At 62.8% G+C, this 9,780-nt stretch carries 8 protein-coding genes; 5 read left to right on the forward strand and 3 right to left on the reverse strand.

The genetic code is table 11. The features are described from left to right. Window positions 1-286: 286 nt before the first annotated feature. Entirely contained in the window at window positions 287-1,108 is an 822-nt protein-coding gene (locus tag C1D09_RS29020; protein ID WP_143977422.1) for an SDR family oxidoreductase, read from the forward strand. A gap of 93 nt (window positions 1,109-1,201) precedes the next feature. Further along, on the forward strand, window positions 1,202-2,176 hold the full coding sequence (locus C1D09_RS29025; RefSeq protein WP_143977423.1) for an alpha/beta hydrolase: 975 nt from the start codon (window positions 1,202-1,204) through the stop codon (window positions 2,174-2,176). A gap of 109 nt (window positions 2,177-2,285) precedes the next feature. Here the strand turns inward: C1D09_RS29025 and C1D09_RS29030 are convergent, their stop codons facing one another. Then, window positions 2,286-3,698, reverse strand: coding sequence for a DEAD/DEAH box helicase (locus C1D09_RS29030; protein ID WP_143977424.1), 1,413 nt, complete (start codon window positions 3,696-3,698; stop codon window positions 2,286-2,288). 392 nt (window positions 3,699-4,090) lie between these two features. Here C1D09_RS29030 and C1D09_RS29035 point away from each other — a divergent pair, with 392 nt between their 5' ends. Next, window positions 4,091-5,623 carry an acyl-CoA carboxylase subunit beta gene (locus C1D09_RS29035; RefSeq protein ID WP_143977425.1) on the forward strand — a complete coding sequence of 511 codons (1,533 nt, stop codon included), beginning with the start codon at window positions 4,091-4,093 and terminating at the stop codon, window positions 5,621-5,623. Window positions 5,624-5,845: 222 nt separating this feature from the next. Here C1D09_RS29035 and C1D09_RS29040 read toward each other — a convergent pair whose 3' ends face one another. After that, window positions 5,846-7,384 (reverse strand): NAD(P)H-hydrate dehydratase, encoded by a 1,539-nt coding sequence (locus C1D09_RS29040; RefSeq protein WP_143977426.1) that lies wholly within the window; start codon window positions 7,382-7,384, stop codon window positions 5,846-5,848. 357 nt (window positions 7,385-7,741) lie between these two features. Between C1D09_RS29040 and C1D09_RS29045 the strand changes: the two genes are divergently transcribed. Both C1D09_RS29045 and glnA read left to right on the forward strand, forming a co-directional pair. Beyond that, complete coding sequence (locus C1D09_RS29045) at window positions 7,742-8,080, forward strand: P-II family nitrogen regulator (RefSeq protein ID WP_006205430.1); 339 nt, start codon at window positions 7,742-7,744, stop codon at window positions 8,078-8,080. A gap of 60 nt (window positions 8,081-8,140) precedes the next feature. Further along, the gene (gene glnA, locus C1D09_RS29050; protein WP_143977427.1) at window positions 8,141-9,550 is read left to right on the forward strand and encodes a type I glutamate--ammonia ligase; all 1,410 of its coding nucleotides are present in this window, start codon (window positions 8,141-8,143) and stop codon (window positions 9,548-9,550) included. Here the strand turns inward: glnA and C1D09_RS33535 are convergent. Continuing rightward, window positions 9,538-9,780, reverse strand: a 243-nt coding sequence (locus C1D09_RS33535; RefSeq protein ID WP_208760445.1) for a hypothetical protein, incomplete at its 5' end; no start/stop codon positions are given. The genes glnA and C1D09_RS33535 overlap by 13 nt on opposite strands.

The raw sequence follows: 9,780 nt of genomic DNA on the forward strand, positions 1-9,780 counted from the left end.
CGCTTTGTTAAGGCGGATCAGAGGCGTGTTGCCGATCGCGTCGATCACAGAACGGGGCATTCAGGATTCCTTGTGTGCGTGCGCCGAAACCCTAGAAACCCGAAGCTTCGGTTTCAAGGCAAGAATTCGCCTGGTCCAGTCGCATTTCCGGCACTGCTGTGCTTCCACACCCCTGGCAGCCTGCCCGATATCCCACAATTCATTTGCACCCGTGGTCGAGAAGCCCTCTTTTCATTCGATTTGCCGACCGCTAGAGCAAGGCACCAACAACTCGGCAGGGCGCGGCATGACACTCTATCGGGCCGATCCGAAACACGGCGTCGCCTGGGTCACGGGCGGCAGCAGCGGCATTGGCCGCTCGCTGGCCAGGGATCTGGCGTCCCAGGGCTACGCGGTGGCGGTAACGGCACTGGACGACGATCCAATCGACACGCTCATCGTCGAGACCGCGCAGATGCCGGGCAGCGTCACGGCCTTTCCCTGCGACGTCACGGACGAGCCGCGCATGGCAAGAACGGTGGCCGCGATCGAGAAGGAGCTCGGCCCCATCGTGCTCGCCGTCTTCAATGCCGGAAACTACATTTCGACGCCTGGAGAAGCTCTCGTCGTCAAGGATTTTCGCCGGTCCTTCGAGGTCAACTATTTCGGTATCATCAACGGCTTGGTGCCGGCCGTGGAGTATATGCGCGTGCGGTCGCGCGGTCACGTCGTGCTGGTCGGATCGGTCACCGCCTACTTCGGCTGGCCAACCACGGCCGCCTATGGCGGCACCAAGGCGGCGATCAACATCCTGGCCGAGTCGCTGAAGTATGATTTCGACAAGATGAACATCCGCGTCCAGGTGATAAACCCAGGTTTTGTCGACACGCCGCTGACCGAAAAGAACATGCTGCCTATGCCTGGCCTGATGCCGGTCACCCGGGCGACGCGCCGTATGGTGAAGGCAATCAAATCCGGCGGCTTCGAAGTCACCTTTCCGTACCGGACGAGCTGGCCGCTGAAATTTCTCGCTTTGTTGCCCAGGCCGATAAGCCGATGGGTGATCAGCCTGATGACCAGCTGGAAGGCGCGGCCGCTGCAATACGATCGCAAGTCACCCAACGGATAGGGTGCCCACAGGATTTGGTGCTGCGACGGCCTGAACGGCCGTTGCCTGTTCATGGCCGCCGCCATAGCTTGTTGTCGTTGCGTGGAGTCTGCGATGGGGCGACGGATCGTGCTTGCTGTGCTGGCCCTGGTCGCCGTGCTTGCCTTGGCCTTCCTCTTCGGCCCGCGCGTTCCCGTCGACACCACGATCCGCTTCGATCCTTCCGTCATCGGTGACGATCCGCAGGCTTATGTGGCAAAGGTGGAAGCCGCCGTGCCCGGCATCCGCGACGGGCTGGAGAAGGAGGTCGTCTGGGCCAACCCGATGGTGCATGGCAAGACGCCGCTGTCGATCGTCTACATCCACGGTTTCTCGGCTTCGAAGGGCGAGGTCCGCCCCCTGCCCGACGACGTGGCCGAGTTGCTCGACGCCAATCTCTTCTACACCCGCCTGACCGGTCATGGGCAGGACAGCGCGGCGATGACGCAAGGCAGCGTCAACGCCTGGATCAACGACTATGAGGAAGCGCTCGCCGTCGGCCGGGCAATCGGCGACAAGGTGATCGTCATCTCGACCTCCACCGGCGGCTCTCTGGCGGCATGTGCGGCTACGCAGCCGGGTGCATCGGATGGGGTAGCGGCGATTGCATTCATCTCGCCCAATTTCGGCGTGAAGGCATCCGGCGCCGAAATCCTGACGATGCCCTGGGGGAAGCAGATCGCGGAACTCGTCATCGGCAAGGAGCGTAGTTTTGTGGCGCACAACGCGCTGCACCAGAAATTCTGGACCACCAAGTATCCGGTTGCAGCGACGTTGCCGATGCAGGCGTTGACGGAACTCGCCTATGGGGCGCCGGTCGAGAAGGCTGGTATCCCCGCCCTGTTCATCTTTTCGGATTCGGACAGGGTGGTGCGGCCAGACCGCACCCGCGAAATCGCAGGGCGCTGGGGCGCACCGCACGAACTGGTGCCGGTCGACGACACCGGCGACCCGGACAACCATGTCATTGCCGGCGATGCGCTGTCGCCGTCGACCACCGCATTTCTGGCGCAACGCATCGCCGTCTGGATCGAGGCGGTGGCGAAGTAGCGCGCACGGACGAAAAAAGGCGGTCGAAGCATCGCTTCGGCCGCCTTCTTCTGTGTCAATCAGGCAACCAGCCAAGCGCCAACGCCTGGCCGGCCGCAATGAGGCCTGGTTAGGCAGCCCGCGCCGCCGGACGCTTGCCGCCGAAACGGCGCTTGTTGTTGCCCTTGAAAGGCTTGGCGCCTTCCGGCTTGCGCTCACCTGCAAAGGCCGGCTTGTCGCCGAAGCGCTTCTTGCCAAAGGCGTTGCCCTTGTTGTCGCCGCCCGGCCGGCGGCCATCGCGACGACCGTTGCGATCATTGGCAGGCTCGAAGCGCTCATTCTTTTCAGCCGGATTGCGCTGCGGATCGGGGCTGCCGAGATGGTCGGCGACGATCGGCAGTTTGGTTCGGATGATGCGCTCGACCTGGCGCAGCTTGCTGTTTTCCGAAGGATCGCAAAGCGTGATCGCAATGCCGTCCATGCCGTTGCGGCCGGTGCGGCCGATGCGGTGGACATAGCTTTCCGCCTCATCCGGCAGGTCGAAATTCACGACATGGCTGATGCCGGGGACGTCGATGCCGCGCGCCGCGATATCAGTCGCAACCAGAATGCGGACCGATCCATCGCGAAAATCGTTCAGCGCCTTCTGACGGGCATTCTGCGACTTGTTTCCATGGATGACGGCGGCCTTGAAGCCATCGCGCTCGAGGTCCTTTGTCACCCGGTCGGCGCCATGCTTGGTGCGCGAAAAGATGATGACGGACTTCATCGCCGCGTCGGCAAGCATCGTCGACAACACCTGGCGCTTCTGCTTGGTGCGGGCAAAGACGACCCCCTGCACGATCTCGGCCGCCGCGGTGCTTTGCGGCGAGACCTCGATGCGGACGGGGTTCTTCAGAAGACCCTTGGCCAGTTCGGCGATCTCGTCCGGCATGGTGGCCGAAAACAGCGCCGTCTGGCGATCAGGCGCGGTCGCCTTGGCGATGCGTTTGACGTCGTTGATGAAGCCCATGTCGAGCATCCGGTCGCCCTCGTCCAGCACCAGCCATTTGGTGTCGGCGAGGATGAGGTCGCCCTCGCGCACCAGGTCCGTCAATCGGCCGGGTGTGGCAATCAGGATGTCGACGCCGGGAGCAACCTTCTTCACCTGGCTGAAGCGCGAGACGCCGCCGAGCACGAGTGCCGTCGAAACATGCGCGCCCTTGGCGAGGATCTTGATGGTATCCTCGATCTGCACGGCAAGCTCGCGGGTCGGCGCCAGGATCAGCGCGCGGGTCGTTTTGGCGCGCCGCTTGGTGCCCAGCGCGATGATCTTCGACAGGATGGGCAGCGCAAAGGCCGCGGTCTTGCCCGAGCCCGTCTGCGCGATGCCGAAAATGTCACGGCCTTCCAGCTGCGGCGGGATGGCCTGCACCTGAATCGGCTTCGGCTCAGTGAAGCCGGCATTGTGGGTGGCCTTGAGCAGCGCACCCGTGATTCCCAGCGCTGCGAAACCGGACAGTTCCGCGGTGTCGTTGCTGGGCAATGTGTTTTCGTTGGTCAAAATAATCTTCTTTCGTGCGGCTTCTTGGCCGCAAACATCAATGGCGGCAGGGCGCAACCTGCCGTCGAAAAACTTGATATGAAACGACAAGGCGGGCGGACGTTTGCGTCCACTCGGCTGCGCTGTCGTGCCCGCAGGCATCATGCCACGGGGCTTTTTCGCCGCCTTACCGATTTGCCGGAAAGAGGGAAAACAGACGCAACCAGTCTCATTTGTCGAGAAGGCCGGAATCTCCCGGCCCAAGCGCCTATGGGCTGCATATGGCTGAGTTCGTCCCGGAATGCAAGGGGCGTCATGTTGCAGTGCAGCACAAACCAGCCAAAAGCCGACGCTTGCGCTCCCCGACGGGCATCATTACCACAAATGCAGCTTCTTTTTTTGGGGACCGAGCGATGAAGGACGTGCTGCAGGAACTCGAGCGCCGGCGCGACATCGCCCGCATGGGTGGTGGCCAAGCGCGCATCGACGCCCAGCACAAGAAGGGCAAGCTCACCGCGCGCGAACGCATCGAGGTGTTCCTCGACGAAGGCTCCTTCGAAGAGTTCGACATGTATGTCGAGCACCGCTCGACCGATTTCGGCATGGAGAAGACCAAGATCGCCGGCGATGGCGTCGTCACCGGTTGGGGCACGGTCAACGGCCGTCCGGTCTACCTCTTCGCCAAGGATTTCACCGTGTTCGGCGGCTCGCTTTCGGAAGCCCATGCCGAAAAGGTCATCAAGGTGCAGGAGATGGCGCTGCGCAACCGCGCGCCGATCATCGGGCTCTACGATGCCGGCGGTGCGCGCATCCAGGAGGGCGTGGCGGCGCTCGGCGGCTATGCCGAGATCTTCCAGCGCAACGTGCTGGCGTCCGGCGTCATTCCGCAGATTTCGGTGATCATGGGTCCTTGCGCGGGCGGCGACGTTTATTCGCCCGCGATGACCGACTTCATCTTCATGGTGCGCGACACCTCCTATATGTTCGTCACCGGCCCGGATGTGGTGAAGACCGTCACCAATGAGACGGTGACGGCCGAAAGCCTCGGCGGCGCCTCGGTGCACACAACCAAATCCTCCATCGCCGACGGCGCCTATGACAATGACGTCGAGGCGCTCTTGCAGATGCGCCGGCTGATTGACCTGTTGCCGGCCTCGAACACGTCGGACATTCCCGAGATCGAATGCTACCAGTCGGTCACCGACCACGATTTGTCGCTCGACCGGCTGATCCCCGACAACGCCAACAAACCCTACGACATCAAGGAGCTGATCCTGAAGGTCGCCGACGAGGGTGACTTCTTCGAAATCCAGCAGAGTTTCGCCAAGAACATCGTCACCGGCTTCGGGCGCGTCGAGGGCCGCACGGTCGGCTTCGTCGCCAATCAGCCGATGGTGTTGGCCGGCGTGCTCGATTCCGACGCCAGCCGCAAGGCGGCGCGCTTCGTGCGTTTTTGCGACTGTTTTTCGATCCCGATCGTCACCTTCGTCGATGTGCCTGGCTTCCTTCCCGGCACCGCGCAGGAATATGGCGGGCTGATCAAGCATGGCGCCAAGCTGCTCTTCGCCTATGCCGAGGCGACCGTGCCGAAGATCACCGTCATCACCCGCAAAGCCTATGGCGGCGCCTATGACGTGATGGCGTCGAAGCATCTGCGCGGCGACATGAACTATGCCTGGCCGACGGCGCAGATCGCGGTGATGGGAGCGCGAGGCGCGGTCGAGATCATCTACCGCAAAGACATTGGCGACGCGGAAAAGATCGCAGCCCATACAAAGACTTACGAGGATCGCTTCCTGTCGCCGTTCGTCGCCGCCGAGCGCGGTTATGTCGACGAGGTGATCATGCCGCACTCGACCCGCCGCCGCATCGCCCGGGCGCTACGGATGCTGCGCAACAAGGACATGCAGAACCCCTGGAAGAAGCACGACAACATTCCGCTGTGAAGCGACTGATGGGCGTCTGACAGCGGTAGCCGAGCACGCATTCCTCCTCGGCCGCGCCGAACCCGGAGTCCCTGGGCACGCTGATAACGCTCGCCCAAGGTGTCGCGTGGTTGGCATCGAGGGCGGCGAGCACCGCCGGATCGTCGACGATGGTTACCGGCTGTTCGGCGCGCACGCCATGCGGTGCAAATAGGACGGCCGCAACGGCGAGCGCGAAACGCTTCATCCGACCGGCACCTTGGGACGTGCTTCGACCAGCTCGCGCAACACCGGTACCAGCGCCAGCGGCAGATCCTCGGCAATCAGCCCGGGCCCGAACCGGCTGCCGGCGTCGGCATGGATCCACACCGCCGCGCAGGCTGCTTCGAAGGGCGGCATGGCCTGCGCCAGCAGACCAGCGGTGATGCCGGACAGCACGTCGCCCGACCCGGCAGTGGCAAGCCACGCCGCGCCATTGGAATTGATCGCCGCCCGGCCGTCGGGAGCAGCGATCACCGTGTCCGCGCCCTTGTAGACGATAACGGCATTGGCACGTGCGGCCGCCGCGCGCGCCTTGTCGAGCTTGGACGAAACATTGTCATCGGCGATATCAGGAAACAACCTGGAGAACTCCCCTTCGTGTGGGGTCATCACCAGGGCCGGTGCATTCGGCCGGCGCGCCGCTTCAAACAAGATTTCCGGTGCCTCGCGAAACGCGGTGATCGCGTCGGCGTCGAACACAAGGCCATCAACTTGCGCGGCGGCATCTTGAGCCTGTCCGCAGGCGAGGAGCGCCAGCCCAAAGGTCCGCGTTTTGTCGCCGACGCCGAAGCCGGGGCCAAGAACGAAGGCCGAAGGCCGGCGTTCGCCGACAAATTCCCTGATGTCGGCGACATCATCGGTCTTGCTCAGCATGATCGAGGTCAGATGGCCGGCATTGACCGTCATGGCGTTGCCCGGCGACAGCACGGTCACCGCCCCTGCCCCGCTTCGAGCCGCGGCAAGCGCCGACAGCCGTGCCGCTCCGGTGGCGCTCGGCCCGCCGGAAAAGACGCCGACATGGCCGCGCTTGTACTTGTGTGCGTCGACAGCCGGCACCGGGAAATCGCGGAGCCAATGCGCCGGCCTGTTGTCGACCGCCCGGGGCTGGAGCCGTGCGATGATGTCGTCGCCGATGCCTATATCGGCGAGCACGATGTCGCCGCATCGCTCCCGGCCCGGTAGTAGCAGATGGCCGGGCTTCTTGCGCGCGAAGGTCACAGTGGCGGCTGCGGCAAACGCCACGCCCAAAACTCTGCCGCTGTCGCCGGAAACGCCCGAGGGCAGATCGACCGCGACAACCGGCAAATGCAGAGCGGTGGCGACACCCACCGCTCTGGCGGCATCGCCCGACAGCGGCTTGGACAGCCCCGCCCCGTAGAGCGCATCGACCACGATCGAGCCGGGCTCCGCTTCAAACACGGACAGTGGCCGGGACGCGATCGGGCACTCCGCCGCCGCAAGTGCTGCGTCGCTTTGCGGCCTCGGCGCACCGGACGCCCAGATCGTGGTGGCGACGCCGCTGCCGGCCAGGATGCGGGCGACGACATAGCCGTCGCCCCCATTGTTGCCGGGCCCGCACAACACATGGACATGCATCGCTGAGGGGTAACGCCTGAGAACTTCGCCGGCGACCGCTTCGCCGGCACGGCGCATCAGGCCGATGCCGTCGATTGGACCGGCGGCGATCGTCAGCCGGTCCGCCTCGCCCATTTCGGCGGAAGTAAGAAGTTCATCGCTCATGGATTGCCGATCCGCATTCGATCAAGCATTGTCCAGTTTTCGGCTCGACGCAAACAGGGAGGAGTTGCCGCGATCCGCTGGTAGGCCGCCAGAATGCATGTCGCAAGCGCAAGATTGCCCACAACATGAGCAACTTGCCTCTCTTTTGTGCGGACGCAAATGGCATCACCGTGTAGGTTCCTGTGGTTCATGCCACATCAGATGCAGTGAATGACGCGAATCTGCATTTCGGCGCGGCATGGCTTCGAAATCGTATGAAACCGCTTCGAATCCAGCTATCTGGCACAGTTCGTGCTTGATGGAGGCGCAAGCGGGGGTTCACAACCCGTTTTTTTGGCAGTGGAGGCCACTTTTTACATGAAAAAGATCGAAGCGATCATCAAGCCATTCAAGCTGGACGAAGTGAAGGAAGCGCTTCAGGAGGCCGGACTGCAAGGCATCACCGTGACCGAGGCCAAGGGCTTCGGACGTCAGAAGGGCCATACCGAACTCTACCGTGGCGCCGAATATGTCGTCGATTTCCTGCCCAAGGTGAAGATCGAGGTCGTCCTCGGCGATGACGCGGTCGAAGGCGCCATCGAGGCCATCCGCAAGGCGGCCCAGACCGGCCGGATCGGCGACGGCAAGATCTTCGTCTCCAATATCGAGGAAGTCGTGCGCATCCGTACCGGTGAGACCGGGATGGATGCGGTCTGACGCGACCATCCTCCAAAAACGTCATCCATCAAAAAACGTCATCAAACAGGGATACAGGACATGACGACAGCCAAAGACATCATGAAGCAGATCAAGGACAACGACGTGAAATTCGTCGACCTGCGCTTCACCGACCCGAAGGGCAAGCTGCAGCACGTAACGATGGATATCGTCGAGGTCGAGGAAGACATGTTTGCCGATGGCGTCATGTTCGACGGCTCCTCGATTGCTGGCTGGAAGGCCATCAACGAGTCCGACATGGTGCTGATGCCCGATCCGGACACGGTCCACATGGACCCGTTCTTCGCCCAGTCGACCATGGTGATCCTGTGCGACATCCTCGACCCGGTCTCGGGCGAATCCTACAACCGCGACCCGCGCGGCACGGCCAAGAAGGCCGAGGCCTACATGAAGTCGGAAGGCATCGGCGACCAGATCTTCGTCGGCCCGGAAGCCGAGTTCTTCGTGTTCGATGACGTCAAGTACAAGGCCGATCCCTACAACACCGGCTTCAGGCTCGACTCCACCGAGCTTCCGTCCAACGATGACACCGACTACGAGACCGGCAATCTCGGCCACCGCCCGCGCATCAAGGGCGGCTATTTCCCGGTGCCGCCGATCGACAGCGCGCAGGACATGCGCTCCGAGATGTTGACCGTGCTCGCAGAAATGGGCGTGCGCGTCGAAAAGCATCACCACGAGGTGGCGGCCGCGCAGCACGAACTCGGCATCAAGTTCGACACGCTGGTCCGCAACGCCGACAAGATGCTGATCTACAAGTATGTCGTGCATCAGGTCGCCAACGCCTATGGCAAGACGGCCACCTTCATGCCGAAGCCCATCTTCGGCGACAATGGCTCGGGCATGCACGTCCACCAGTCGATCTGGAAGGGTGGCAAGCCGACCTTCGCCGGCAACGAATATGCCGGCCTGTCGGAAAGCTGCCTGTTCTACATCGGCGGCATCATCAAGCACGCCAAGGCGATCAACGCGTTCACCAACCCGCTGACCAACTCCTACAAGCGTCTGGTGCCCGGCTATGAAGCGCCGGTGCTGCTCGCCTACTCCGCGCGAAACCGTTCGGCCTCCTGCCGTATCCCGTTCGGCTCGTCGCCGAAGGCCAAGCGCGTCGAGGTCCGCTTCCCCGATCCGGGCGCGAACCCCTACCTCGCCTTCGCCGCCATGCTGATGGCCGGTCTCGACGGCATCAAGAACAAGATCCATCCGGGACAGCCGATGGACAAGGACCTCTACGACCTGCCGCCGAAGGAGCTGAAAAAGATCCCGACCGTCTGCGGTTCGCTGCGTGAAGCGCTCCAGAGCCTCGACAAGGACCGCGGCTTCCTGAAGGCCGGCGGCGTCTTCGACGACGATCAGATCGACAGCTACATCGAGCTGAAGATGGCCGAAGTGATGCGCTTCGAAATGACCCCTCATCCGGTCGAATACGACATGTACTATTCGGTGTAAGAAGCCGTACCGATAGCGTTGAAAAGGCCCTTGAAGGATATCCCTTCAAGGGCCTTTTGCTGTTCGTCAACGCCCGTCGATGGGCGCACGCGTGGCCAGCCACGCAAGCGCTGCCTATTTCGTTCCAAAGGATCGATGGCATCCCTTGCCAGGTTCGTGGCCGCCGGCGGAAATCGCAAATGAAGGCTCGTGGGTGGCAGGTTCGAGCGCGCAATCGAACGCCAGGAGCG

The sequence above is a fragment of the Mesorhizobium intechi genome (genome assembly GCF_002879535.1).
GTDB classification, from domain to species: domain Bacteria; phylum Pseudomonadota; class Alphaproteobacteria; order Rhizobiales; family Rhizobiaceae; genus Mesorhizobium; species Mesorhizobium intechi.

What these genes read in the sequence shown, in the direction of transcription:
- C1D09_RS29035 (WP_143977425.1), top strand. Translation starts at nt 4,091, where the DNA reads ATGAAGGACGTGCTGCAGGAACTCGAGCGCCGGCGCGACATCGCCCGC.
- C1D09_RS29025 (WP_143977423.1), top strand. Translation starts at nt 1,202, where the DNA reads ATGGGGCGACGGATCGTGCTTGCTGTGCTGGCCCTGGTCGCCGTGCTT.
- C1D09_RS29020 (WP_143977422.1), top strand. Translation starts at nt 287, where the DNA reads ATGACACTCTATCGGGCCGATCCGAAACACGGCGTCGCCTGGGTCACG.
- glnA (WP_143977427.1), top strand. Translation starts at nt 8,141, where the DNA reads ATGACGACAGCCAAAGACATCATGAAGCAGATCAAGGACAACGACGTG.
- C1D09_RS29040 (WP_143977426.1), bottom strand. Translation starts at nt 7,384, where the DNA reads ATGAGCGATGAACTTCTTACTTCCGCCGAAATGGGCGAGGCGGACCGG.
- C1D09_RS29045 (WP_006205430.1), top strand. Translation starts at nt 7,742, where the DNA reads ATGAAAAAGATCGAAGCGATCATCAAGCCATTCAAGCTGGACGAAGTG.